Origin of the sequence: Microbispora rosea (assembly GCF_900156315.1) — a bacterium.
GTDB classification, from domain to species: Bacteria; Actinomycetota; Actinomycetes; order Streptosporangiales; family Streptosporangiaceae; genus Microbispora; species Microbispora rosea.
On the sequence record NZ_FTNI01000016.1, the window covers coordinates 129,038 to 153,334 of the forward strand.

The following is a 24,297-nucleotide window of genomic DNA, read 5'->3' on the forward strand; positions in this document are numbered from 1 at the left end:
GCGCGCGATCAGCCGCGCGCGGTCTCGCGGCAGGGCCGGGAGCGGCGCGCCGGTTCACCGGCGCGGGCCGCCTCGTACCAGTCGTCGATGACGGCGGCCGTGCGCGGCCAGTCGAGATCCGAGACCGCCCGCCGACCGCGCTCCACCATCCGGACGCGGGCGGCGGCGGTGTCGAGCACCAACTTCAGGTGCGCCACCAGGTCCTCGGCCGACCCGCTGCGGAACACCCGGTAGGCGTCCCGATCGGCTATCACCGGGCCGAGGGTGGCGTCGGAGGACACGACGACCGCCGTGCCCAGGGCGAGGGCCTCCAGGGCGGCCGTCGGGATCCCCTCACCGATGGACGTGAGCCTGCGCGAGGCGAGCACGAAGACCTCCGCCCGGCTGACCAGCGCGTGGACGTCGTCGCCGGACAGCTGCCCGGCGAACTCCACGCCCTCCCCGGCGAGCCGTTCGAGCCGGGCCCGCTCCGGTCCCTCCCCCGCGATGACGAGGCGCACCCCCGGGCGTACGGCCCGCAGCCGGTGGAACGCCTCGATCGTCAGGGCGTGGTTCTTCACCGGCACGAGGCTGCCCACGCTGACGATCAGTCCGGGTTCCACGACCGTCCGCGCCCCGATCGCCTCCAGGCGGGGCAGGTCGAGGCCGCTCGACATCGTGCGGATCGCCTCGGCATGGACACCGGCCCTGCACAGATCGGCCGTCGGCCGGGCGCCGATGGCGACGAACCCGGCGACGTGGCGGAAGGCCCACGGCATCACCGCGCGCTGCCCCATCGCGAGCGCGCCGTGAACGGTGAGCAGCAGCGGGACGCGCAGCCGCCGGGCGGCCGGGCCCAGGAAGAGCGCCTCGCGGTGGTCGCCGTGCAGGTTGACGACGTCCACCGTCCCCAGGCCGGGGAGCGCTGCCGCGCACTCCAGGGCGAACGCGACCGGGTCGGACCTGCGGGCGGCGACGCGGCCGAGGCGGGTCGGCGTCAGCGTCACGGCCTCCGCACCCGGCGGGACGTCGCCGCGCCGCCGGGCGACCAGCACCTCGTGCCCGCGCAGCACCTGCTCGCGCGCCAGCCGCGCGATGTAGCGCTCCTTTCCTCCGGGGTCCGGGGGCAGCCGATATCCGATGTGCAGAATCCTCACGTCATCCTCCCCGAGATCGATCTGTCCGCCCCGCGCGAGGCGTGCGGGGCGCTGCGCCCCCGCAACACAGCGGCGGCCGCCCATCGGACGTCGCGGGCGCCGGGCAGCAGGTCACGGGCGCCCAGCCCGGCCACCCGGGCGAACCACCCGACCTCCGCCACGGCCATGGCCCCGTAGCTCACCGTGGAGGCCAGCGCCGCCCCGGCCGGTCCCCACATCGGGATGAGCACGGCGTTCAGCGCGACGTTCGAGGCGAGGGCCCCGGCGGCGACGCCGGTCATCGTCATCGGGCGGCCCAGCCGCACCAGGTACTGCTCGACCGGCCGCAGCAGGGACCACGCGACGGTCCCCGGCGCGAGCGCGAGCAGCGGGAGCACGCTGCCCGTGAAGGCCGCGCCGTACAGTCTCGGGATCAGCAGCGGCGCGGCGCACGCGAGCACGCCGACGGCGGCCGACGCAAGCATCAGGTTGAGCCGGATGGCGCGCGCCGTGACCGCGCGGGCGTCGGACTCGTCCCTGACCGCCTGGCGGGACAGCACGATCTGCGCCAGCGCGTCGGTGGGCACCCTGGACAGCGACAGGAACGACGTCGCCACCGTGTAGAGGCCGACCTCGGCCGGCGCCGCCCAGGCGGTCAGCAGCAGGACGTCCACGGTCAGCAGGAGATGGAACGCCACCGCCCCGAGGTGATACCGGCCCGACAGCGCGAGTTGCCTGCGGGCGAGGGCCGCCTCCCCGCGTACGGGCAGCCCGAGTGGACGGGCGAACAACACGAACGGCATGAGCGTGGAGACGGCCCAGCAGGCGACCACCGCGGTGAGCGTGAGTCCGCCGGCCACGGCGAGCAGCAGGATCGGGACGTACAGCACCACGGCGGACAGCACGACCGACCGGTTGGCCAGCCCGACCCGGGACTCCAGCAGCGCGATCCCCCTGAGGTTGACCGCCGCGACGCCGAACGGAACGGCGAGCAGCGCCACGACCACCAGGTGGGTGGCGGCGGTCAGGGCCAGGGCGCTCACCGCACCCAGCGTCAGCAGGGCGGAGGCGGCGCCGAGGAGCAGCCCGAGGACCGCGGCGTTGCCGACCAGGGGCCGGTGGCGCTCCAGGACCGGCCACAGCGCGATCTGCGACCTTCCGACCGACAGGTGGCCCAGCACGGTCGCGATCCCGGCCGTGGTGGTGATCGTCGCGTAGACTCCGCGCCCCTCCGGCTGCAGGCAGCGGGCGAGGAACACGCCCGCCACCGCGGCCAGGACCAGCGGGATCGCCTGGCTGGCCATGGTCTGCAGGAGAGTCCTGACGCCCGTCCTCATCCGGTCTACCTCCCGCGGCGAGCCGCGAGCAGCCGCTGGTACATGCCGAGGTGCTCCTCGGTGACGGCCTCCATGTCGAGGTTCTTCCACGCCCACGCCCGCGCGGCCGCGCCCATCGACGCGGCGAGCGCTCGGTCGTCGAGCAGCCGGGCGATGCCGTCGGCCAGCGCCTCCGGCGCCGCGGGGGGCACCAGGACGCCACGGTCCTCCAGGAGTTCCGGCGTGCCGCCCACGGCCGTGGCCACGACCGGGCGGCCCGCCGCCATCGCCTCCATGACCGCGTTGCTCAGGCCCTCCTCCGTCGACGGGAGCGCCACCACGTCGGCGCGGGCCAGCAGTCCCGCGTTCTCCTGGCGGAAGCCGAGGAACCGCACGTCGACCCCGGCCTCCTCGGCCTGCCGCTCCAGCCTTCCGCGCTCGGGCCCGTCCCCGACGAGCACGAACGTGCAGGGCCGGCGCCGCCGGGCGAGCAGCGCCGCCGCCTCGACGAGGAACCGCTGCCCCTTGTTGTCGCTCAGCCTGGCCACGCACGCGACCACCGGCAGCGCGCTGCCGACCGGCTCGGGCTCGGCCCGGTCGAAGGCCGACGGCGCGAGCCCGTTGTAGATCACGCTCACCTTGCCGGCGGGCACGCCCTCGACCTCGCGCGTGCCCTGCGCGATGGCCACCGAGTTGGCCACGACGTGGTCGGTCATCAGGTTCACCAGGTGCTCGAACGCCGCCGTCCAGGGCGCCTTCGGCCTCAGGTAGCCCTGCGTGCGCCGGGCGGTGACGACCACCGGGACCCCGGCCAGCCGCGCGGCGGGCGTGCCCAGCAGGTAGCTCTCGTAGAGGAAGCCGTGCACGATCTCGGGCCGCAGGCGGCGCAGCAGCCGCACCAGCCGGGCGAACGCCCGCAGGTTGCGCGCCGGCGACACGACGCCCCGGGAGAAGCCGAGCCGGTGCACCGGGATCCCGGCCGCGCGCAGGTCGTCCTCGTGCGGGCCGCCCCTGGACAGGACGAACACGTGGACCTCGACGCCCCGGTCGCGCAGCCGCTCGGCGAGCAGGCACAGTTGCCGCTGCGCGCCCCCGAGGCCCAGATGCCCGATGAGGAGCACGACGCGCCGCACCTTGCACTCATCCGTGCCTTCGTCCGCGATTGCCATACGAGGGACCTCAGGTTCTGTGTACGAGTGAGTCGGCGGGGTCGGGGTCGGCGGACCTGCCGTCCTGCGGCGTCCTGGTCCACGCGACCGCGGCCAGCAGGCTCGCGATCATCACGATCGGCATGCGCTGCCGGAAGATGAGGCCGATGTTCGACATGGTCGTGGCGTACGCGACGGAGCCGGGGATGACGAACAGCAGGATGATCAGGAGCATCCGCCGGTCGTGCCGCCAGAGCCGGCGCGCCCCGAGCACGGCGCAGCACAGCAGCCAGTACCACAGGAGCGTGTCTACCTTCCCTAGCTGGAGCGCCAGGCTCCCGCTCATCCACGGGAAGGGGGACAGCAGCGTGTAGACGAGCTTCGGTCCCAGGGCGTTCCAGGCGCTGCCCTCGTCGTCGAAGACGACGCCCGAGCCGCCCTCCGCGTTCGCGAGCCGGGTGTGCTCCGACTGCCCGCGGTCGAGTTGTTCCTGCACCGCGCCGAACGGCCCGCTCTGGTCGGCACCCGGGTCGACGCCCCGGTCGACGCCCTGCAGGAGCAGGAGGACAGGGATCAGCAGCACGGCGAAGGCGACCAGCCCGCGGCCGGACAGCGCGCGCCTGATCCGGGCGACGCCGACCAGCAGCGGCAGGGCGCACATGAACACCATGTACGGCCGCACGTTCCACAGCGCCCACAGCAGGGGCAGCAGGGCGATCACCTTGCGCGGGTCGAAGCGTTGCATGTTCGACGCGCCGAGGCCCAGGCAGGCCACCACGAGGAACGCGTTGAAGCCGTCCTTGAAGGTGTCGGAGGTGTGCAGCAGGAAGCCGGGCAGGAACGCCGTGATGACCAGCAGCCGGAACGCCGCACGCTCGTCGGCGCCGACGACCCGGGCGAACCGGTAGAGGACGACGCACACGGCGCAGGCGATCAGTGCCACCACGGCGGTGCAGGCGAGCGGGGCCGGCCCCCCGCACAGGTACATGACGAGGGCGAAGACGTGACACGGCACCGCCACCCCGTAGACGGAGCCGAGCTCGTCGGACGTGACGAAGTGCACTCCACTGTGCCGCCACAGCTCGACGATCCCGAGCGCCCTGGCCTCGTACGAGAGGTTGTCACCGCCGTACCCGAGGCTGTTGGACCGCAGGATGAGGACGTGGACGACCAGCCGGAGCGCGAAGGCGGCCAGCAGCACGGGCAGTGCGCGCCGCGCCACCGGCGGGGCCAGAGTCGTGTGCGCCATCACGACCAGCAGCACCGCGACGACGATGACGACGATGTACTCCACCTGGGATCACCTGGAGTTTCCGGCGCACGCCTCGGCGTACAGCGCTTCGAACCACTCCGCGGCCCGCCCGATGTCCACCAGGTCGGCGCTCTCCCCCGCTCCCGCCCGGAGCCTGGCCAGCGTGCCGGGACGCATCGCCTGCAGGATGCCCTCGGCGAGCGCGTCCGCGCTCCCCGGCGGGGTGAGGATGCCGTTGCGTCCCGTCTCGATCAGGTCGGGCACACCCCCGACCGCCGTGGAGACCACGGGAACCCCGGCTGCCAGCGCCTCCATGACGACGACCGGCAGCCCCTCCCAGGAGGAGCTGAGGACGAGCAGGTCGGCGGCGGCGATCAGCTCTCCCGCGTCGGGCACGTGGCCGGCGATCCGGACGGCGTCGTCGAGTCCGAGCGCGGCGATGCGACGGCCTGTCGGCTCCAGTTCCGGGCCGGACCCGGCGAGCAGGAACACGGCGCGCGGATCGGCCGCCACGACCCTGGCGGCGGCGTCGATCAGCAGCCCGTGGTTCTTCTGCGGCCGGAAGTTCGCGACGTTCACGATGAGGAAGGCGTCGTCGGGGACGCCCCACTCCCGCCGGGTGCCCGCGGCCAGCGTGGCCCGGTGCCGCTGCTCCGCCACGCGCACCCCGTGCACGCAGGTGTCCGGGGCGCGCCCGCGCCTGCCGGTGCGCGCCCGGGCGACCTGGGGCGAGACCGCCACGGTCCGGCTGTCCAGCCACCCGGTCAGCCGGTCGAGCAGCATGGTCACCGGCCGGTAGCGCACGTTGTGCACCGTCGAGACCAGGACCGGCCGGGGCCGCCACAGCCGGGAGACCGGCCGCAGCAGCGCCCCGGGCAGCGGCGAATGCAGGTTGACGACGTCCGGCCGCAGGCGCCTGACCTCGCGGAGCAGGCGCGCGAGCCGCAGCGGCCGCGGGCAGGCGGTGAGGTCGACGACCTCGATCCCCGCCGACCTGAGCCGCCCGGTCAGTTCGCCGGTGGACGCGCTCAGGCACACCACCGTGTAGCGGTTCGCCGGACGCGACGTGGCCAGCAGCCGTTCGACGAGGAGCACCTCGGCCCCGCCGACGTCGAGCGTCTTGATCACTTCACAGACATGGACACCGCGCATCGCGCTCGATCCCCTCGAAAGGCGTTCCATCGGGGTGCTAGCGGCGCTCGACGGCCCGCAGCCCCGAGCCCGTGACGCCGATGTACTTGCCCTCGTAGGCGAAGACGCGGAAGAGCGGCTGCCGCTCCGCGTACTCCCGGAAGACCAGGTTGTCCTGGATGTCGTCCACGACCATGACGTGCCTGCCGGTCAGATGGGGCCGCACCCGCCGGAGGAAGAACTCCCGCCCGTCTCTGGTCTTGTCCGAGTCGTAGTGGACGAGGTCGACCATCGTGTCCGGGGACAGGAATTCCTCGAGATTGCGGCGGTCGCCCTTTATCCGCAGCGACCACCGGCCTTTCAGGTCGTTCGGCACGACATATCCGATATAGCGCTCCGGATTGGCGATCCGGAAGAACGGGAAATCGCTGGACATCAACCGTCCGGTCCCGTTGACCCGCATCGCGGCGAGCATCGCCGCGGTGGACCAACCGGCCGCCACTCCCGTCTCCAGGGCGAGCGCGGGCCTGACGACCCTGGTCAGCAGATAAAGCAGTTCCAGGCCGCCGGCCCCGCCCAGGTCCACCCCCGCGGCGGCGAGCGCCTCCATACGCGGCCGGGCGAGGTCCGCGAGGGACTCGGCGAACTCCTTGCCCTCCCGCCACAGGACCGGGTCGACGGCGTTCCCCCACGTGTCCATGTCCTGCGCGTGTTTCGCCGCCCAGGCACGGGCGGCGTTCCGCTCCCGGTCGTGCCCATGGCTCAGCCGCGACCAGATTTTCCGCGTCATCACGGGGAGATAAGCGGGACGGGCGGCATTCCTGGCGACGACGCGAATATTCATAACCGAAGGATACGAGCGCCGTTCATTCGTCATCGGGAGCGCCATCGGAATATCTCGGAAAACGGAGCGGAAGAAAAATTCACCGGAGCCGGTAGACCGCGTAATCACCGGAGCGGTACGCCGGCGTCGCGCCGGCCGGCGCCCCCGGATCCCCCGGCCGCCGCTCGGACACCAGCCACCGCACGCCGTACCTGTCGCGCAGCAGCCGGCCCGCCGGAGAGGCGGGGTCGCGGACCGCGGCGTCGTTGTCCCGCAGCAGCCGCTGGTCCCGGAACGGGATGTCCTGCACCCGCACACCGGGGCGCCAGCGCGCCATGTTCGCCGAGGTGTACGTCCAGCCCTCGACCAGCACGCGCCGTTCGGCCAGCGCCGCCAGCCAGAAATGCCGGCTGTCGCACGGGCTCTCATGGCCCCATCGGCAGTGGGCGTCGGTCGCGACGAGGTCGTCGGGGCTCGAATGGGCCCGCAGCCACCTGGCCGCCGCCACCGTCCCCTCCGGGACCGTCGCCCCGGACACCCCGGCCTCGGCAGCGTCCTCCCCCGCGCCGCCTGGAACGGCGCCGCCGTTCGGGAGCGCCCTGGTGACCCACGCGGCGGGCAGGCCGAGGGCGCCGACGAGGAACACCGTGCACGCCCACAGGCGCACGCCCCGCCATCCCCTGAGCGCCAGGACGCCGACGACCAGGGCCACGACCAGGGCCAGCACGCCGTAGGGCAGGTAGAGGAGCGCCTCGGGCCGCCCGGGCTCCAGGGGAACCCGGACGCCGCACAGCCACCGCACCAGGACCTCGATCAGCACCCCGGCCGCGACCGCCACACCCGCGGTGCGGTACGGCAGGCGTGCCCGGGCCCGGGCCGCGGACAGCCCGCGTGCCGCGACGACCATCAGGTAGGGATAGGACCCGGCCAGGAAGTAGATCTGGCTCATCTGACAGTGCCCGAGCAGGAGCACCGCGCCGAGGCCGGATCCGCCCATGCCGAGCATGAGGAGCACCCCCGGCGGCGTCCGCGTCCCCGGCCGGCCCGCGAACAGCCCGAGGACGCCGAACCAGATCAGCGCCCAGCACACCGCGTACAGGGCGGCGACCCCGAGCAGCGAGGCGGTCCCCGGACGCGCGTCGCCCCGGCCGGTCAGCTCGCCCCAGGTGACGCGTACCAGCGAGAGGGGATCCAGGACTATTCCGTTGCGCGCGCCGCCGAACAGCACGAACTGCGCGAAGAGCAGGCACACCCCGGTCATCGCCGCCACGACGAGCAGCGCCGGGGAGACCCGGCGGCGCCTCACCGCCCCGACCGCGCCGGCCGTCGCCAGGCCGGCGGCGAGCAGCGGCAACTGGGTGGCCTTGGCGCCCATCACCCCGACGAGGAGGACGCCGAGCATGGTCCATCGGCCCGCACCGCCGCGGCCTTCCAGGAGGTCGGCCACGAGCAGGACGACGGGCGCGAACAGCAGCGCCCCGAACGTCTGGGACGGGCTCGTCCACGACTCGGCCTTCCAGGTGAACACTCCCGTGCTCGGGCCGAGGTACAGGCTCGGCGCCACGACGTAGAACGTGCCCGCGACGGCGGCCAGCGCGCCTGCACGCGAGCCCGCGCCGCGCCTGGCGACCATCCCCAGCAGGACGACGAGCGCGGCCAGCACGGGCAGCATGCCGAGCCGGAACAGCAGCACCAGCGGCTCGACGCCGGTGATCCAGCTCGCCGCCGCGTAGTGCGCGTACACGAACCAGTGGTAGAGCAGCGGCTCCCCCGCGACCATCGGGGTCGCGGGCGGCACGTGATGTTTCAGCTCCCCGATGAGCGCCAGGTGGTACGGCAGGTCGACGTTGACCGAGGCCATCCCCGGCCAGGTCAGGGCGGTGTGCCGGAAGAAGGTCACCGCGCTCCAGGCGACCAGGCTCGCGACGGTCAGCGCCAGCGCCCACGACCACCACACCGGCGCCGGCGTGCGGAGCGCCCTCGATCCGCTTCCGCGCAGCCGGGGGATCACGGCGACGGCCGCGAACGTGGCGACCGGCCACGCCAGCACGAGCAGCGGCGCCCCGGCGGCCCGGGCGGCGGCGTAGACGACGACCTCGACGGCATAGCCCAGCGCCACGCCCAGCGCGATCTCCTCGGCCAGCGTGCGGCGGCCCCGGTAGAGGGCCCGCACCAGAAGCGTCCCCGGCAGCGCCACGCAGACGGCGAGGTATACCGCGAAGAGGCCGAGATCCCTGACGGAGACTCCGTAGAACAACGCCACGCCCGCGGTGAACGCGGTCACCGACACCGCCGGCAGCCATCTCAGGAGAAGAGCCGGGGCGGATCGGCCGGGCCGGCCGTGAGGACTGCGCCCCTCGACCGATCGCTGTGGGGTGAGTGCTGTTTCGGCCATGCGGCAAGCCTCGCGACCGCCGAAGGTCCGCCCGGGGCACGACGCCTGCCCCCGGCGGAGTCATTGCCACTCCTTTGTCCGCGGGGAACGCCCCTCCCCAGGCGGAAAGGCCGTGGAGACCGCGCGATCGGCGGCATTCCGCTTCCCGCCATTGCTTTACCTTTCCGTCCGGCCCGCGCCGATCGGCCTGAATCATGCCTCGGTAGGGAATGCGGAAAGGCTTCGCCGCCGCCGTGACGGTGTCGGCGAAAAGCTCAAATCGCGGGCTAGCTTCTCCGACGTGAACAGGCTCATCACCGAAGAGCCCGTGGTGAGACCAGACGGCCGAATTCGGGTCATGGAAATCATCGCGCGCATGAACATCGGCGGCCCGGCGACCCAGATCCTGGGGCTGTGCGAACGGCTGAACACCGAGGAGTTCGATCACCGCCTCTACACCGGGCAGGTCGAGGAGACCGAGGGCGACCGCCTCAGGGAGGCGGCGGCCCGGGTGCACCGCGTCCCCGGCCTCGGCCGCTCGATCCGGCCGGGCGACGACTGCCGCGCGCTGCTGCGACTGGCCGCCGAGATGCGCGCCTTCCGGCCGCACATCGTGCACACCCGTACGGCCAAGGCGGGCGCGCTCGGCCGGGTGGCCGCCCACCTCGCCCGGGTCGGTTCTGCTCGGGTGCACGTCTTCCACGGCCATCTGCTGGACGGTTACTTCTCGCCGGCCAAGCGCCGCGTCTACGTGTGGGCGGAGCGGCGGCTGGCCGCCATGACCGACCGGCTGGTGACGGTGGGCGCCAACGTGCGCGACGACCTGCTCGCGGCCGGGATCGGCCGTCCCGGGCAGTACGTCGTGATCCCGCCGGGCGTACGGCTGGGCCGGGTGCCCGGCCGTGAGGCCGCCCGCGCGGAGCTGGGCCTTCCCCCGGACGCGCCGGTCGTCGCCTTCGTCGGCCGGCTGACGGGGGTGAAGCGGCCCGACCGGTTCCTCGCGGTGGCGCGGGCCGTGCTCTCCCGCCTGCCCGCCTGCCGGTTCGTCGTGTGCGGCGGCGGTGAGCTCACGGACGAGGTGGAGCGGGCCGCGGCCGCCGCGCCGGGCGCCTTCCACCTGCTGGGGTGGCGGGCGGACGTCGAGGCCGTCTACGCGGCGGCCGACGTCGTGCTGCTCACCTCGGACAACGAGGGCACGCCGCTGACGTTGATCGAGGCCGGCATGGCGGGCACTCCCGTCGTCGCCACCCGCGTGGGCAGCGTCGAGGAGGTCGTCCGGCACGGGGTCACCGGCCTGCTGGCCGCCCCGGATGCGGGTGAGCTGGCCGGGCACGTCTTCCGGCTGCTGACCGACCCGGTGCTCGCCTGCCGCATGGGCGAGTCCGCCCGCCGCTGGACGACGGATTCCTTCGCGGTCGAGCGCCTGGTGGCCGACACCGAGGAGCTCTACCGGTCGCTGTACGCCGCGTCCAGCCCGTCGTTCCCAAGGAGCATCGCATGAGAGTCCTCGTGACCGGAGGCGCCGGGTTCATCGGCGCCAACCTCTGCCGGACGCTGACCACCCGGCCCGAGGTCGAGAGCGTCACCGTTCTGGACGACCTGAGCAGCGGGACCGCGGCCAACCTTTCCGACGTCGGGGCCGACCTCGTGGTCGGCAGCATCCTCGACCGCGACCTGCTGGCCGAGCTCGTGCCCGGCGCGACACACGTGATCCACCTCGCCGCGCGGCCCTCGGTGCCCCGGTCGGTGAAGGACCCGCTCGCCTCACACGCCGTCAACGCGACGGGGACGCTGCACGTCCTGGAGGCGTGCCGGGCCACCCGCCCGCACGTCATCCTGGCATCGTCCTCCTCGGTGTACGGCGACAGCGACGAGACGTGCAAGCACGAGGACCTGCCGACCCGGCCGCTGAGCCCGTACGGCGCGAGCAAGCTGGCCACCGAGGCGTACGCGCTGGCGTACGCCGCCAGCTACGGCCTGCCGGTGCTGCCGTTCCGCTTCTTCAACGTGTACGGCCCGCTACAGCCGGCCGGGCACGCGTACGCCGCGGTGATCCCGGCGTTCGTCAGCGCCGCGCTGGCGGGGCGGCCGGTCCCGATCCACGGCGACGGGCGGCAGGCGCGTGACTTCACCTACGTGGGCTCGGTGGTGGACGTCATCGCCGACGCCGCCGTCCGCGGGGTCACCGGGGACACGCCTCTCAACCTGGCGTTCGGCACCCGCGTGTCCCTGCTCGACCTCAAGGACGCCCTGGCCGCCGTGCTCGGCCGGCCGGTCGAGGCGGAGTTCCTGCCGCCCCGCGCGGGCGACATCCGCGAGTCGCAGGCGTCGGCCCGCCTGCTGCTCGACCGGTTCCCCGGCGTCCGGCCGGTGCCGCTGGAGGAGGGCCTGCGCCTCACCGTGACCTGGTTCGAGAAGACGACCGGCCTCCGGGGCGCCTGACATATCACCTTTGCGCACGAAGTCCTATTGCGATCCTGTCAACCTCCACTTGCTGGGAGAAGGCCTTGACCACGTCAAGCGGGAACACCTATCTGATCACGGGCGGGAGCGGCTTCGTCGGATCCCACCTGACCGATGCCCTGCTCGCTCGCGGCGACTCGGTCGTCGTCCTGGACAACATGTCGACCGGCCGCCCGGCCAATCTCGCGCACCACGCGGGTGACCCGCGGCTGCGCGTGGTCCAGGGCTCGGTCCTGGACGAACTCGTGGTGGACGAGCTCGTGCACGAGTGCGACGTGGTGGTCCACCTTGCCGCCGCCGTGGGGGTGAAGCTGATCGTCGAGCAGCCGTTGCGCTCGCTCACCACCAACATCCGCGGTTCGGAGATCGTCGTCGAGGCGGCGCACCGCTACCGGCGGAAGATCCTGGTGACCAGCACGAGCGAGATCTACGGGAAGAACTCGGCCGGCCCGCTCCCCGAGTGGTCCGACCGGATCCTGGGCAGCCCGGACGTCGTCCGCTGGGCCTACAGCACGGCCAAGGCGGTGGAGGAGATCCTGGCCAACGCCTACCACGGTGAGCGCGGCCTGCCGACGGTCGTCGTCCGGCTGTTCAACACGGTGGGGCCGCGGCAGAGCCCGGCGTACGGCATGGTCATCCCCCGGCTCGTCCGGCAGGCGCTGACGGGCGTGCCGCTCACCGTGCACGGCGACGGCACGCAGACCCGCTGCTTCGCGCACGTGCGCGACGTCGTGCGGGCCCTCCTCCTGCTGCTCGACGACGACCGCGCGGTCGGGGGGACGTTCAACGTCGGATCCAGCGACGAGGTGAGCATCCTGGAGCTGGCCAAGCTGATCGTCGAGCTCACCGCGAGCACGTCCGGTGTCGATCTCGTTCCGTATGCCGAGGCGTACGGAACCGGTTTCGAGGACATGACGCGCCGGGTCCCCGACACCGGCAGGCTGCGCGCGCTGACCGGGTGGACGCCGGCCCTGTCGCTGGACGACATCCTGGTGGAGACCATCGCCGACGCCCGCGCCGAGCTCGCGGCCCCGGGCCGGTGAACGGCGGCACCGCCCTGGTCACCGCGATCAGCGCCTTCACCGGCAGCGCGGCGGTGACCCCCGTGATGCGGCGCCTCGCACTGCGCTGGCGGCTCACGGACCGGCCCGGTGGGCACAAGTCGCACCAGCGGCCCACGCCCTATCTGGGCGGAATCGCCATCATGCTGGGCGCCGTCGTGCCGCTGGTGACACTCGTCGGCGCGGCCGGCCATCGGATCGCCGGCATTCTCGTCGGCGCCGTGGCCATGGCCCTGCTCGGACTGATCGACGACGTCGCCCCGCTCCCCCCGCCGACCCGGCTGGCCGTACAGGCGCTGGCGGCCGGGGTGGCCGTGATGAGCGGGGTCGTGGCGCCGGTGACCGGGGCGTGGCCGGACGTGCCGATCACCGTGCTGTGGATCGTCGTGGTGACCAACTCCTATAACCTGCTCGACAACATGGACGGCGCGCTGGGCGCCGTCACCGTGGTCAGCACCGCGCTCCTGGCCGCCGCCGCCTTCGTGTCCGGACGTCCCGAGATCGGCCTGCTCCTGGCCGCCCTGTCCCCCGCCGCTCTGGGGTTCCTGCTGTACAACTGGGCGCCGGCGCGGATCTTCATGGGGGACGCCGGTTCGCTGTTCATCGGGTTCGTGCTGGCGTCCTCGGCGGCACTGGTGATCACCGGCACCGGGACCGGAACGGCGGTCGCGGGCCTGCTCCTGCCGACCTTCGTCGCGACCGTCGACACCGGGATCGTGCTGGTGTCGAGGCGCAGGGCGCGCCGGCCGCTGCTGCAGGGCGGCTCCGATCATCTCTCCCATCGGTTGCACCGGCTCGGTCTCGGCAAGCGGCTCACCGCCCTCGTGCTCGCCGCGGTGGCGGCCGCCGCCGGCCTGACCGACCTGGCGATGACTCTGGGCTGGATCGCGCCGGCCGCCGCGGCGATCGGCGGCGTCGCCGCCGCCTGCGTCGCCGTCGTGCTGCCGCAGCGCGTTCCGGTCTACGCGCCGACCCGTCCCCAGACCTCTATTCCTGTAAGGGGCTGACACCCATGGAACTGCTCCGTTACGCGCGGCTGATGCGCAGATACTGGCCGCTCCTGCTGCTGTCCGTGCTGGCGGGAGTGGGAACCGCCCACGTCGTGACCGTCAACACGGCGCCCAGGTACCTCGCGTCTATCACGATGCTGGTGTCCGCCGACGCCGGGGACGGTGGTCTTTCGACCGCGCTCCAGGCGGGCGCGCTGTCCCAGCAGCGGGTGCAGTCGTACGCCGCCCTGCTGACCAGCCGCCAGGTGGTCGGCCGGATCGCCGGCGGGGAGGACGTCGCCGACGTGCAGGCCAGGATCACGGCGAATGCCATCCCCGAGACCACCCTGCTGCGGGCCACGGTCGCCGACAGCGTCCCGACGCGGGCGGCCGCACGGGCGAACGCGCTGGGCGCCGCGTTCGCCCGGCTGATCGACCAGATCGAGAGGCCCACGCCGAAGAGCCCGCCCACGATCCGGGTCACGGTGGTCGACGACGCCGAGGTTCCCGAGGATCCGGTCGCCCCGCAGCCCCTGACGAACATGGCGCTCGGCGTGCTCATCGCGCTGTTCGCCGCGGTCACGGGCCTGGTGCTGCGCGACCGTCTCGACACCACGATCAAGACGGCGGAGACGCTGCGGCAGGTAGCGAAGAGCTCGGTCCTCGGGCTCATCGGTTATGAGCGGGACGCTCGGCGGCATCCGCTGGTCCTGCGGGACCAGGGCCGGTCGGTGCGGGCGGAGGCGTTCCGGTCGCTGCGGACGAACCTCCAGTTCATCGGAGTGGACAGGCAGCCCAAGTCGCTCGTCGTGACCAGTTGCCTGCCGGGCGAGGGCAAGTCGTCCACGTCCGTCAACCTGGCGATCACCATGGCTCAGGCGGGCTGGCGGGTGGTCCTGGTCGACGCCGACCTGCGGCGTCCCAGCGTCCCCCGCTACCTCGGCATCGAGGGCGGCACCGGGCTCACCGACGTGCTCATCGAACGGGCGCGGCTGCACGAGGTCATCCAGACGTGGGGACAGCCGGGCCTTTCCGTGCTGCCCAGCGGCCGGATCCCGCCGAACCCCAGCGAGCTGCTCGGCTCGCGGGTCATGCGCTCGGTGCTCGCCCAGCTCACCGAGGAGTACGACATGGTGATCGTCGATGCGCCTCCGTTGCTGCCCGTCACCGACGCCGCCGCTCTCGGCGCGATCTGCGACGGCGCGCTGCTCGTCGTGCGGCACGGCAAGACCAGGAACGAGCAGGTGCTCCGGGCCGGTGAGCTGCTGTCGTCGATCAACGCCCGCCTCGTCGGCACCGTGCTGAACTTCGTGCCGGCAAAGCACGGCTCCTACTACGGCTACGGGTACGGATACGAGGCGGACCCGGTGGAGCAGGAGACCTCGTCGCGGACGCCGCAGCCGCAGACGCCCATGCCGGTCTAGCGGAAGAACCACATGCGTGGGGCCGCGTCACACGACGCGGCCCCACGCATTCGTGCGCCCGCGACGGGCGGCGTCGGGCGGGCCCGCGCGTCATGTGCGTGTCAGCAGGCGGAGCGGGACGGCGAGCGCGTCCGCGATGCGGCGGGCCGCCTCCCGGTAGGCCCTGCGCGGGCCTCCGTAGGGGTCGTCGATGTCGGGCCGCTCCACCCGGACGAGCCCGCGCAGCGCGGCGGCCTCCTCCCGCAGGGCCCGCGCCCGACGCACGGAGTCCTCGTGGCCCAGCACCCGCCCGGCGGGGACGGCGCGGGCCAGCGCGCCGAACTCGACGATGGTGAACGCGCGCGGGGCGGCGACGGGATGCAGGGCCACCGCCTCGGCGCGGTGCTCGGCGGAGGCCGCCAGCACGAGATCGGCGCGGGCCACCTCCTCTGCGGTCAGAGGCCGTGAGGCGAAGCCCCCGGGATCTCCGCCGAGCCGCAGCAGCACTCCGCTCGCCCGCTCGGCCATCGGAAGTCCCGGCCGCGCCCGGGTCCCCGCGCTGCCCACGTGAATGGGCGATCCCGGCCCGAGCGCGGCCAGGGTGAGCCGCTCGGCCATGGCCGACCTGCAGATGTTCCCCGTGCACACGAACAGGATGCGAAAGCCGGCCCCGGAACCGGAGCCGGCAGGGTCATGAGCGGCAGAACGGTCCCGGGCGCGGTCCGGGGCAGGGTCCGGGGCAGGGTCCGGGGCAGGGTCCGGGGCAGGGTCCGGGGCAGGGTCCGGGGCAGGGTCCGGGGCACGGTCACAGTCACGCGTACGCTCCATGAAGCGGGACGCTAGGACGCGACGGGCAGGCGTCCGCGGACGGCACGCCGCTCTTTACGATCTCCGGCCCCGGCGTCGCTCTCCGCGGCGGTCTCTGTGCCGGTCATCGGTCTCCCGCCCCGTCACCGGTCCGCGGCGGAAGGCGCGGGCCGCCGCCCGCGCCTCGTCACCCCGTAGGGCAGCCTTCGTCGTTCCGCCGGATCACGGTGTCCTGCGCGCGGACGAGCGGCTGCACCGGGACCACCGGCGGCGCCGCGGAGTAGGGCTCCAGCAGGTCGAGCTCCACCGTCCTCGTCTGCCGGGGGGCGAACTCCAGCACCGACGAGAAGATCGGATGCGACCGCTCGTACTCGGTGTAGAACCCGGAGGGGCGGCCGTCCACCCGCATGCCGGTCGCCTCCGCACCGACGGCGCCGTACAGCGACACCCACAGCAGGTTCGACCCGGGGACGTGGGACCGTCGCGGGGAGTCGAGCCGGTCGGTGACGTAGCCGGGCAGGTGCCCGCGCGGCACGTCGTTTGCGAGCCCGATCCGCACGGTCGTCTGGCGCATCCCGTCGGGGCGGCAGGGCCCCAGCTCATAGGTGAGCGACCGGCCCAGGTAGTAGTCGAGCTTGGTCCCGGCCGAGTTGTTGACGACGAGCGCCGCGTACGGCCCCGGCCGCTCGGGCAGCACACCGCCGAGCGGGGTCGCCGCGAGCCGCCGCTCCTCGTCCTCCCTGCGGGTCCAGATCTGGACCCTGCGGTCGGCCGCCAGCCCGGACAGGACCGGCAGCAGCCGGGCCGGCTGTGGATTCGATCCGACCAGCGCATCACTCACGGCGGCGGCGATCCTGATCAGGTACTTCTTGCGCTCAACCGGGTCGGGATAGCGCTCGTACGCCACCCGCTCGGTGAGGTCGACGACGTTGCCGGCGGTGACGGTCTCGCCTCCCGGCAGCCGGACCGGCCCGATGATCTCCAGCATGCGGGCAAGACCGATCGGATCGGTGGCGATGGCGCCGTCCACCGGCCGGCCCGTCTGCCGCTGCCACAGTCCCGCCCAGGTGCTCGCGGCGTACGGGAAGTGCGGCGACAGGTTGGACACCGACAGCACGCTGGTCGCGCCCGGCCCGTAGCGCGCCAGGAAGCGCGGCCCGTAGTCGGCCACGGGCTTCGCACTGTTCGCGAGACCGTTGTTGGCCGACAACCGCGCGATCGCGAGCCTGCCGCGGTCGGCGGTGAGGATGCCGTACGCGCCGACCAGGCCGCCCGTCCCGCGTGCCTCGGCGTTGGTCTGGAACGCCAGGAAGTACCGCCGTGGGCCGTCGCGGCCCAGCATGGGCGGCGCGAGCGCCGCGATGTTCGCCGCCGCGCCCGTCCAGCCCTGGATCCTTCCGGTCTCCCGCACCATCGTGTCGCGCGCCCGGTCCACGGCATCCAGGCCGGTCCGGGCGGGAGTGCGCACCACCTGTGACCGCGCCGCCGCGATGCGCACGGCGGCGCGGTCGAGGACCGGCGCCAACGCGTCGAGAGCCTCGAGCATCCGGTTCTGGTCGCCCCCGGCGAGAGCGCCGCCCCCCGTCATGAGCGGGGCGGCCACCCGCTGGACCCCGGCCAGCACGTCGGTGAACTCCGCGGCCGCTCCCGACAGGCCGCGGACCGTCGTCGCCGCGTCCCCCAGCAGCGGCAGGTGCGTGAGCAGGGCCCAGTCGGGGCCGCTTGTCAGCCGTCGCGCCTCCGCCGCGTGCCACCGGGCGTCCGCGAGCGTCCTGCCCAGCGAATCGCCCGGCGACCCGAGGCGGGCGGTGCGCAGCCTGAGCAGAGCGTCCCGCGCCGCCTCCAGGTGGTCACGCACGCTCAGCCCGAGATGCGCGGACCAGCCCCCGGCCAGCACGAGGCCGAGGGCCAGCGACGGCAGGCCGACGACGACCAGCCTGCGCTTCCTCTTCGTCGGCACGGGTCCGCTCGACACCTGTCTACTTGGCGTCGGTGGACCGACGGCGCCGTGCGGACAGCAGGGTGCAGCCGAGCGCGACGGCCAGAAGGCCCGCGCCCGCGGCGGCGACTCCCATCGGCGCGCCCGTGAACGGCAGCTGGGGGCCTGCGCCGGCCGCAACCGGCGCGGGGCCGCCGCCGCCCATGTCCCCGGATTCCATGCCCATGGGCATGTCCTCGTCGTAGGACTCGTCCTCCGTGCTCTCCTCGGGCTCCTCCTCCGGCTCCTCCTCGGAGAGGTCCTCGGCGGGGGCCTCGGCGACGTCCTCCGGCGACCTGTTGGCGCTCTGCACGGCGTTCTGGACCGGGAGGACCCCGTCGTTGCCGCCCGCACTGCCCGGACCGATCACGGGCTGGGCCCCGCCGTTGTCGTTCTGCGTGTCGTTGCGGGTCCAGGCGCCGGGCCCGGTGTTGGTCCACCCCGGTTGGTTGCCCCACCACATCGGCCCGTTGTTGTTGCAGTTGCCGTTGGGGCAGTTGTTGGTGCTCACCGTCTCCGGCTCCGCGACCTGCACCTGTTCGACCGGGGCCACGTCGGCCACGACCGGCTCGACGACCTTGTCGACGCCGTCCGCGCCGCGGTCACCCTTGCCGTCCGCATCCTGACCGTTCGTGCCGCGACCGTCCGTGCCCCTGCCGTCCGCGTCCCGAAGGCCGCCACCGACCAGCTTGCCCTCCCTGGCGAGACCGGCCAGGGCAGCGAAGGGGTCATCGGAGACCGAGTTCAGGAACACCAACGCGTACGGCTCGAAGGGCCTGGGCGGGTACGGCTTCGGGTACATGGCGACCTTAGGTGCCGCCGCATAGGTCTGTGCGGCGGCCACCCCGGCACCGCCGAGCGTCAGGCCGCCCGCGACCGTCACGGCCAGAAGAATAGGTACTGTATTTTTTCGCGCCACTTTGGACTCCCGATAACGGCCGCTCAATTCCTTGAGCGTTTGCCCGGATTGCCAGCGATATTTCGCTGCTCGACTGTTATATGCGCCTGGCCAAGAGCCGCCCCATAGCGGCACACGGTGCTTACCGAAGGATCGTCCAGGTTTTCGCTTCGTTGACCGCTGCCACGTCGCCGCAGGTGATCGGGCTTATGAGCCAACCGTACGGGCCTGCGCCCGCGATTGCGGGGCGGGACACGCACCACGCTCACGCCCCGGAGTCCGGTGAGCCAAAGAATTCACCAACGCCCTCGGTGCGGTCGCCGCTTGGAGATGTCACGAGGCGATACTCGATCCGTGCGCGGAGCAGAGGACGGAGCCGTAAGAGCGGTCACGCGGGTCATCGGCGAGCTGTGCCTGCCGGTCGGGCTGGTCCTGCTGCTCTTCTACGCGTACCTGCTGTGGGGCACCGGCGCGGAGACCGAGCGGGAGCAGGAGGTCCTGCAGCGACGGCTCGGCGAGGTCTTCGCCAGGCACGACGGGCACCCGGGCTCAGCCACGGGTCCGGTACGGCTCGGCGACGCGCTGGCGCTGCTGCACATCCCGCGGCTGGGCGCGCACTACCGGTTCGCCGTCGTCGAGGGCGTCGGCCCGGCGGAGCTGCGCAAGGGCCCCGGCCACTACCCGGGGACGGCGCTGCCCGGCCAGCTGGGCAACTTCGTGCTCTCGGGCCACCGCACCACCTACGCCGCGCCGTTCAACCGGATCGACCAGCTGCGGCGCGGCGACGACATCGTGGTGGACGCGCGGGACGCCCGCTACACCTACGAGGTGACGCGCAAGGAGGTCGTCGACCCCGGCGAGGTCGACGTCGTCGATCCCGTCCCCGGTCATCCCGGTCGGCGGCCCACGACCGCGGTCATGACGATGACTACCTGCCACCCCAAGTTCTCCGCGGCGCAGCGCCTGATCGTCCAGAGCGTGCTCGTGCGCCGCGAGGAACGCCAGGACTGACCGAGGGAGATCCGGCGTGTACAGATTCCTCTGGCGGCGGCTGCCCGGCGGCACCGCGCTCCGGCTGGCCGTCGTGCTGCTGCTGACCGGCGGCGCCGTGGCCGCGCTGTGGTACGTCGTGTTCCCCTGGCTGGCGCCACGGGTGCCGATCGGATAGCGACGCCTGCTATATCACGGAAGTAGGGGAAAACTGGCCTGTCCCCCGCCGCACCCGCCCGGCGTACGTTGGCGGGTGCCTCACCCGAGTCCCCCCGATCACCGGTGCGCCTCGCGGTGGTCGTCCCCGACCGAGGAGACCCCGATGCGAATGTCCCCCATGCGAGTGTCCCCGATGCACACGGCACGGTTCCTCCGGGCCGTCTCGGCCCTGCTCCTGGGACTGGCCGTGCTGTTCACCGCGTCGCCGGCCGGGGCGGCCGCACCGGCCGGCGGATCGGCGGCGAGCGCCGTGCGCGTGCTGCGGTACGACGCGAGCCGCGCCGCCGAGTTCCGGGCGGTGATGGACCAGGCCGCACAGGTCTGGAACGCCGATGTCGCCAACGTCCGGCTGGTCGCGGGCACGCCCGCCGACTTCGTGGTGCTCGCCGACAACGGCTGGCCCCGCACGAGCGTCACCCGGCTGGGCCGGGGCACCATCTGGATGGGCAGGGAGGCGACCGCCGAGGGTTACTACCCGTTGCGTATCGCCACCCATGAGATCGGCCACATCCTCGGCCTGCCCGACCGGCGCACCGGCCTGTGCACCGACCTGATGTCCGGTCACAGCGCCCCGGTGAGCTGCACAAACGCCAACCCGAGCGCCGCGGAGCGCCGCGCGGTCGACGCGAACTTCGCCGGCTCCGCCCTCGCCGCCGGCGAGCGCACCGGCCGGCTCTTCGTCGACCGAGCGGACGCCGCCGGCGATCTGGTCCCCGCACCGTAAGGACCTCCGGGGATCCCGGATCCGAGGACGCCGTTGGCAGGGCGCCGTTCGGTTGGGTGAAACGCGGTTCGGTGAAACGCGGTGAAGTGAGCGCGGCTCAGAGGGCGCGGCTCAGAGGGCGACACCGAGGAGCGCGTCGGCGACGTCGCGCACCAGCGCCGGAGCGGAGGCGTCGTCGCCCTCCTCCGCCGCCCAGGCGTCGATCGCCGCGAGCGCGCCCGGGGCGTCGAGATCGTCGGCGAGGCGCTCGCGCACCGCCGCCAGCACCTCGGCGCCCGCGGGGCCCGCCGTGCGGGCCACCGCGGCCCGCCACCGCGCCAGCCGCTCCTCGGCCGCGGCGAGCTGGTCCGATGTCCACTCCCAGTCCGCGCGGTAGTGGTGCGCCAGCAGGGCCAGCCGGATGGCCATGGGGTCGGCGGTCTGCCGCAGCCTGGAGACGAACACGAGGTTGCCCCTGGACTTCGACATCTTCTCGCCGTCCAGGCCGACCATGCCCGCGTGGACGTACGCCCGCGCGAACGGCCACTCGCCGGTGGCCACGTGGCCCTCGCAGGCGCCCATCTCGTGGTGGGGGAAGATCAGGTCCGAGCCTCCGCCGGCGACGTCGAAGCCGCTGCCCAGGTTGCGCAGGGCGATGGCGGTGCACTCGATGTGCCAGCCGGGCCTGCCTCGGCCGAACGGCGACTCCCAGGACGGCTCTCCAGGCCGTTCCGCCCGCCACAGCAGCCAGTCGAGCGGATGGCGCTTGCCCTCCCTGCCGGGGTCGCCCCCGCGCTCGCCGAACAGCTCCAGCATGGTCTCCTCGGAGTAGCCCGAGACCGCGCCGAACTTGGGCGCGGACGCGACCGAGAAGTAGACGTCCCCGTCGATCTCGTACGTGGCGCCGCGCTCGGCCAGCCCGGTGATCAGTTCGGCGATCTCCCCGACGGTCTCGGTGACTCCGACGTACTCCCGGGGCGGCAGGATGCGCAGCGCCTCCATGTCGGAGCGGAACAGCTCGATCTCGCGCTCGCCCAGGGAGCGCCAGTCGGTCCCGGTCGCCTCGGCCCGCTCCAGCAGGGGGTCGTCCACGTCGGTGGCGTTCTGGGTGTAGTGCACGTCGTGGCCGGCGTCCCGCCACACCCGGTTGACCAGGTCGAAGGCGAGGTAGGTGTTGGCGTGGCCGAGATGGGTGGCGTCGTACGGCGTGATGCCGCAGACGTAGAGCCGGGCCTCGCCGGAGGGGGCCGTCTCCCGCACCTCGCGGGCGGCGGTGTCGTACAGACGGAGCATGAGGCCCGAACCGGGCAGCCTGGGGACATTCGGAGCAGACCACGATCGCATGGTGTGAAGCCTATCCGCGCCGCCGGCGGACCCGGTCAGCCGGTGCGCCCCACGAGGTGTCGATCTCGTGCCAGGTGGCGGGGTCGTCCGGCTGGGGGCAGAAGTCGTAGCGCAGCCCCTGCTCCGCGACGGCGACCAGCGTGACCGAGAGGCTGGCGAAGACCCGCCCGTCCGGCAGCCGCCGCCGCATGATCAGCGCGCGGGGGTCGTCCCAGGGCACCCCGGCGCCCGAGGCGGGATCGAGCCACTCCCCCCAGAACCGCTCGGGCGAGCCCCCCGTGGTCCACCCGGGCCGGGCGGCCCTGGCGAAGCGGGGCCGGAACCAGGCGGTGCGCGGCTGACTCTCGTCGCGGTCCCAGCCCGTGTTCACGATCACGTGCACGCCCTCGGGCAGCTTCTCCTCGGTCAGGGACCTGCCGTCCCAGCTCCACAGCCGTACGCCGTCGAGCCCGCCGAGGACGAGATGAAAAGGGTCATACCACGACAAATCGAGCGCCGGAAACTCTCCCGCCGCGGCGGCGAGGAGCGGCAGCTCGCCGCGCGAGTGGCGCCTGGCCGCCGGGGCCGCGACGCCGTCGCCGTTGAGCAGCGCGGCCACGCGCCGCCCGGCGGGGTCGGCGGCCAGCCAGGTGCCGCCCGCCTCGAGATCGCGGCCTCCGATCAGCTCGGAGTACGCGGGCCAGTGCCGGTCCGGCGACATCCACGGCCGCGTGACGAACTCGTCACGCACTCCCGCCAGGAGCACAGGCGTGCCGGCCTCCGGCTCGACGCTCACGATGACCGTACACAATGCGTGTTCCCTCCAAAAACGGTAGAGACCCCTGCAGAGTGCACAATTCGCACGTTTTGCGCAAGCCTGTCTCGGTAGATCAAATCGGGGGCCACGGAATCGCCGGCCAGTCCTCGGACGGGTGCGGGTGGACCCCCGTGGCCAGCAGCCTCTTGACCCGCTCCCACGTGGCCTCCACCTCGGCCTGGGTCAACAGCTCGCGCAGGCGCCGGCCGAGGCGCCCCCGCTCGATCTCGCGCTCCAGCCGCACCAGCACGTTGACCGCCTCACGCGGGAGCGTCTTGCCGCGCCACTGCCACAGCACGGTGCGCAGCTTGTCCTCCACCGCGAAGCAGACCCCGTGGTCGACCCCGTACACGTGCCCGTCGGGCAGCGGTAGCAGATGGCCGCCCTTGCGGTCGGCGTTGTTCACCACGGCGTCGAACACGGCCATGCGGCGCAGGGCGGGGTTGCGGCTGCGCATCAGGGCCATCAAGTCGGTCTCGGGATCGGCGTCGATCCACAGCTGCACCATCCCGGGGCCGAAGGGACCGTCCCGATAGACGGTCGGCGGGACGATGCGCCATCCGGTGGCGGCCGCCACCTCGTAGGCGGCCACCTCACGGGCCGCCAGCGTGCCGTCGGGGAAGTCCCACAGGGGACGCTCCCCGCGCACCGGCTTGTACACGCACGCCGCCGCGTGCTCGCCGTTCCTGATGGAGCAGTAGAGCGTCATGTTCGTGGCCTCGACGAGTCGTCCCGCCACTTCTAAGGTGCCCTCCCGCAGCAGGCTCATGGCCGCCGCGTCGTCCAGCCCCGGCCCGTCCACGTCGTTGATGCTCGCCTCGCCCTCGGCCGTCATCCGGTTCCTCGCCCGCGCGGCGCGAGGACGCCCCGCCACCCGTTCACACCGCGCCACACTCCGCGCCACATGCCGCGCCTCATGCCGACAGTCCTCCGGGGTGGTGGCCGTTGAGGCGGACGCAGATGTGGCCCTCGGGGTCGAGGGGCCGGCCGCACAGCGGGCACGGCGGGCGGCCCGCGGCGACCACCTCCAGCGCCCGGCGGCTGAACGCGCGGGCGGCGGCGGCGCTGATCCGCACCCTGAGGACGGCGGGCTCGGGCCGGTCGTCCAGCGGCGGCTCCTCGTCCTCCTCGTCGTCGCCCTCGGTGGCCTCCTGCGCCTCGATGATCACCTGCGCGGTCTCGGGATCCCAGGCCAGCGCCATCGTGCCCACGCGGAAGTCCTCGTCGATCGGCAGGTCGAGCGGGCCCTGGTCGGCCAGCTCCGTGGGGGCCATGGCCGGGACCGGCGCGCGCCCGCCGCTGCGCCGCAGCACCTCGTCGAGGAGCTCGTCGAGGCGGTCGGCCAGCACGGCGACCTGGAACTTCTCAAGCGCCACCGTGGTGATCCTGCCCTGACCTCGGGCCTGCAGGAAGAAGGCTCGCGCGCCCGGTTGCCCCACGGCACCGGCCACGAACCTGTCAGGCGGATCGTAGTCGAAGACCGGCAT

General features: G+C 73.2%; 22 protein-coding genes. 8 read left to right on the top strand and 14 right to left on the bottom strand.

Translation table 11 applies throughout. The features are described 5' to 3' along the window. Positions 1 to 8: 8 nt before the first annotated feature. From BXA11_RS22515 to BXA11_RS42305, 7 genes are all read right to left on the bottom strand, one after another. Positions 9 to 1,136, bottom strand: a complete 1,128-nt coding sequence (locus BXA11_RS22515) for a glycosyltransferase family 4 protein (protein ID WP_076437548.1) — start codon at positions 1,134 to 1,136, stop codon at positions 9 to 11. Further along, positions 1,133 to 2,452 carry a lipopolysaccharide biosynthesis protein gene (locus tag BXA11_RS22520; RefSeq protein WP_143734446.1) on the bottom strand — a complete coding sequence of 440 codons (1,320 nt, stop codon included), beginning with the start codon at positions 2,450 to 2,452 and terminating at the stop codon, positions 1,133 to 1,135. The genes BXA11_RS22515 and BXA11_RS22520 overlap by 4 nt, the downstream gene beginning before the upstream one ends. 5 nt (positions 2,453 to 2,457) lie before the next feature. Next, entirely contained in the window at positions 2,458 to 3,600 is a 1,143-nt protein-coding gene (locus tag BXA11_RS22525; RefSeq protein ID WP_076437553.1) for a glycosyltransferase, read from the bottom strand. A 10-nt stretch (positions 3,601 to 3,610) separates the two neighbouring features. Then, positions 3,611 to 4,873, bottom strand: coding sequence for a hypothetical protein (locus BXA11_RS22530; protein WP_076437555.1), 1,263 nt, complete (start codon positions 4,871 to 4,873; stop codon positions 3,611 to 3,613). Positions 4,874 to 4,879: 6 nt separating this feature from the next. After that, positions 4,880 to 5,983 carry a glycosyltransferase gene (locus tag BXA11_RS22535; RefSeq protein ID WP_159454827.1) on the bottom strand — a complete coding sequence of 368 codons (1,104 nt, stop codon included), beginning with the start codon at positions 5,981 to 5,983 and terminating at the stop codon, positions 4,880 to 4,882. A 37-nt stretch (positions 5,984 to 6,020) separates the two neighbouring features. Beyond that, a complete protein-coding gene (locus BXA11_RS42300; RefSeq protein WP_076437560.1) occupies positions 6,021 to 6,752 on the bottom strand; it encodes a class I SAM-dependent methyltransferase in 732 nt (243 codons plus the stop codon). A gap of 133 nt (positions 6,753 to 6,885) precedes the next feature. Further along, complete coding sequence (locus BXA11_RS42305) at positions 6,886 to 9,069, bottom strand: hypothetical protein (RefSeq protein ID WP_143734447.1); 2,184 nt, start codon at positions 9,067 to 9,069, stop codon at positions 6,886 to 6,888. 448 nt (positions 9,070 to 9,517) lie between these two features. Here BXA11_RS42305 and BXA11_RS22550 point away from each other — a divergent pair, with 448 nt between their 5' ends. The 5 genes from BXA11_RS22550 to BXA11_RS22570 all read left to right on the top strand — a co-directional run bounded on the left by BXA11_RS22550 (position 9,518) and on the right by BXA11_RS22570 (position 15,096). Continuing rightward, entirely contained in the window at positions 9,518 to 10,660 is a 1,143-nt protein-coding gene (locus BXA11_RS22550) for a glycosyltransferase (protein ID WP_239104989.1), read from the top strand. Then, positions 10,657 to 11,601: an NAD-dependent epimerase/dehydratase family protein gene (locus tag BXA11_RS22555; RefSeq protein WP_076437564.1), complete on the top strand. Its 945-nt coding sequence runs from the start codon at positions 10,657 to 10,659 to the stop codon at positions 11,599 to 11,601. Before BXA11_RS22550 ends, BXA11_RS22555 begins: the two co-directional genes overlap by 4 nt. Positions 11,602 to 11,666: 65 nt before the next feature. After that, positions 11,667 to 12,665, top strand: coding sequence for an NAD-dependent epimerase/dehydratase family protein (locus BXA11_RS22560; RefSeq protein WP_083744488.1), 999 nt, complete (start codon positions 11,667 to 11,669; stop codon positions 12,663 to 12,665). Next, positions 12,662 to 13,690, top strand: a complete 1,029-nt coding sequence (locus BXA11_RS22565; RefSeq protein ID WP_076437566.1) for a glycosyltransferase family 4 protein — start codon at positions 12,662 to 12,664, stop codon at positions 13,688 to 13,690. The genes BXA11_RS22560 and BXA11_RS22565 overlap by 4 nt, the downstream gene beginning before the upstream one ends. A gap of 5 nt (positions 13,691 to 13,695) precedes the next feature. After that, complete coding sequence (locus BXA11_RS22570; RefSeq protein WP_076437568.1) at positions 13,696 to 15,096, top strand: tyrosine-protein kinase domain-containing protein; 1,401 nt, start codon at positions 13,696 to 13,698, stop codon at positions 15,094 to 15,096. A 90-nt stretch (positions 15,097 to 15,186) separates the two neighbouring features. Here BXA11_RS22570 and BXA11_RS22575 read toward each other — a convergent pair whose 3' ends face one another. The 3 genes from BXA11_RS22575 to BXA11_RS22585 all read right to left on the bottom strand — a co-directional run bounded on the left by BXA11_RS22575 (position 15,187) and on the right by BXA11_RS22585 (position 18,743). Then, on the bottom strand, positions 15,187 to 15,723 hold the full coding sequence (locus BXA11_RS22575; RefSeq protein ID WP_204053652.1) for an arsenate reductase/protein-tyrosine-phosphatase family protein: 537 nt from the start codon (positions 15,721 to 15,723) through the stop codon (positions 15,187 to 15,189). A 346-nt stretch (positions 15,724 to 16,069) separates the two neighbouring features. Further along, the gene (locus BXA11_RS22580; protein ID WP_076437570.1) at positions 16,070 to 17,842 is read right to left on the bottom strand and encodes a DUF4012 domain-containing protein; all 1,773 of its coding nucleotides are present in this window, start codon (positions 17,840 to 17,842) and stop codon (positions 16,070 to 16,072) included. A 19-nt stretch (positions 17,843 to 17,861) separates the two neighbouring features. After that, positions 17,862 to 18,743 carry a hypothetical protein gene (locus BXA11_RS22585; protein ID WP_076437572.1) on the bottom strand — a complete coding sequence of 294 codons (882 nt, stop codon included), beginning with the start codon at positions 18,741 to 18,743 and terminating at the stop codon, positions 17,862 to 17,864. Between the two features lie 369 nt (positions 18,744 to 19,112). Here BXA11_RS22585 and BXA11_RS22590 point away from each other — a divergent pair, with 369 nt between their 5' ends. The 3 genes from BXA11_RS22590 (at position 19,113) to BXA11_RS22595 (ending at position 20,691) form a co-directional block, all read left to right on the top strand. Continuing rightward, positions 19,113 to 19,769: a class E sortase gene (locus tag BXA11_RS22590; protein ID WP_239104988.1), complete on the top strand. Its 657-nt coding sequence runs from the start codon at positions 19,113 to 19,115 to the stop codon at positions 19,767 to 19,769. A gap of 16 nt (positions 19,770 to 19,785) precedes the next feature. After that, the gene (locus BXA11_RS43700; RefSeq protein WP_167769271.1) at positions 19,786 to 19,926 is read left to right on the top strand and encodes a hypothetical protein; all 141 of its coding nucleotides are present in this window, start codon (positions 19,786 to 19,788) and stop codon (positions 19,924 to 19,926) included. A gap of 144 nt (positions 19,927 to 20,070) precedes the next feature. Beyond that, positions 20,071 to 20,691, top strand: coding sequence for a snapalysin family zinc-dependent metalloprotease (locus BXA11_RS22595; RefSeq protein WP_239104987.1), 621 nt, complete (start codon positions 20,071 to 20,073; stop codon positions 20,689 to 20,691). Between the two features lie 111 nt (positions 20,692 to 20,802). Here BXA11_RS22595 and mshC read toward each other — a convergent pair whose 3' ends face one another. The 4 genes from mshC to BXA11_RS22615 all read right to left on the bottom strand — a co-directional run bounded on the left by mshC (position 20,803) and on the right by BXA11_RS22615 (position 24,297). Continuing rightward, on the bottom strand, positions 20,803 to 22,014 hold the full coding sequence (mshC, locus tag BXA11_RS22600; protein WP_076437574.1) for a cysteine--1-D-myo-inosityl 2-amino-2-deoxy-alpha-D-glucopyranoside ligase: 1,212 nt from the start codon (positions 22,012 to 22,014) through the stop codon (positions 20,803 to 20,805). Between the two features lie 10 nt (positions 22,015 to 22,024). After that, complete coding sequence (locus BXA11_RS22605) at positions 22,025 to 22,789, bottom strand: NRDE family protein (protein ID WP_239104986.1); 765 nt, start codon at positions 22,787 to 22,789, stop codon at positions 22,025 to 22,027. A gap of 94 nt (positions 22,790 to 22,883) precedes the next feature. After that, positions 22,884 to 23,645: an SCO1664 family protein gene (locus BXA11_RS22610; protein ID WP_030507218.1), complete on the bottom strand. Its 762-nt coding sequence runs from the start codon at positions 23,643 to 23,645 to the stop codon at positions 22,884 to 22,886. Between the two features lie 79 nt (positions 23,646 to 23,724). Then, positions 23,725 to 24,297: a DUF3090 domain-containing protein gene (locus BXA11_RS22615; RefSeq protein WP_030507219.1), complete on the bottom strand. Its 573-nt coding sequence runs from the start codon at positions 24,295 to 24,297 to the stop codon at positions 23,725 to 23,727.

Bases quoted from the DNA above. Each gene is read 5' to 3' on its own strand.
- mshC (WP_076437574.1), bottom strand. From the start codon at position 22,014: ATGCGATCGTGGTCTGCTCCGAATGTCCCCAGGCTGCCCGGTTCGGGC.
- BXA11_RS22535 (WP_159454827.1), bottom strand. From the start codon at position 5,983: ATGCGCGGTGTCCATGTCTGTGAAGTGATCAAGACGCTCGACGTCGGC.
- BXA11_RS42300 (WP_076437560.1), bottom strand. From the start codon at position 6,752: ATGACGCGGAAAATCTGGTCGCGGCTGAGCCATGGGCACGACCGGGAG.
- BXA11_RS22615 (WP_030507219.1), bottom strand. From the start codon at position 24,297: ATGCCGGTCTTCGACTACGATCCGCCTGACAGGTTCGTGGCCGGTGCC.
- BXA11_RS22595 (WP_239104987.1), top strand. From the start codon at position 20,071: ATGCGAATGTCCCCCATGCGAGTGTCCCCGATGCACACGGCACGGTTC.
- BXA11_RS22550 (WP_239104989.1), top strand. From the start codon at position 9,518: ATGGAAATCATCGCGCGCATGAACATCGGCGGCCCGGCGACCCAGATC.
- BXA11_RS22610 (WP_030507218.1), bottom strand. From the start codon at position 23,645: ATGACGGCCGAGGGCGAGGCGAGCATCAACGACGTGGACGGGCCGGGG.
- BXA11_RS22555 (WP_076437564.1), top strand. From the start codon at position 10,657: ATGAGAGTCCTCGTGACCGGAGGCGCCGGGTTCATCGGCGCCAACCTC.
- BXA11_RS22525 (WP_076437553.1), bottom strand. From the start codon at position 3,600: ATGGCAATCGCGGACGAAGGCACGGATGAGTGCAAGGTGCGGCGCGTC.
- BXA11_RS22520 (WP_143734446.1), bottom strand. From the start codon at position 2,452: ATGAGGACGGGCGTCAGGACTCTCCTGCAGACCATGGCCAGCCAGGCG.
- BXA11_RS22570 (WP_076437568.1), top strand. From the start codon at position 13,696: ATGGAACTGCTCCGTTACGCGCGGCTGATGCGCAGATACTGGCCGCTC.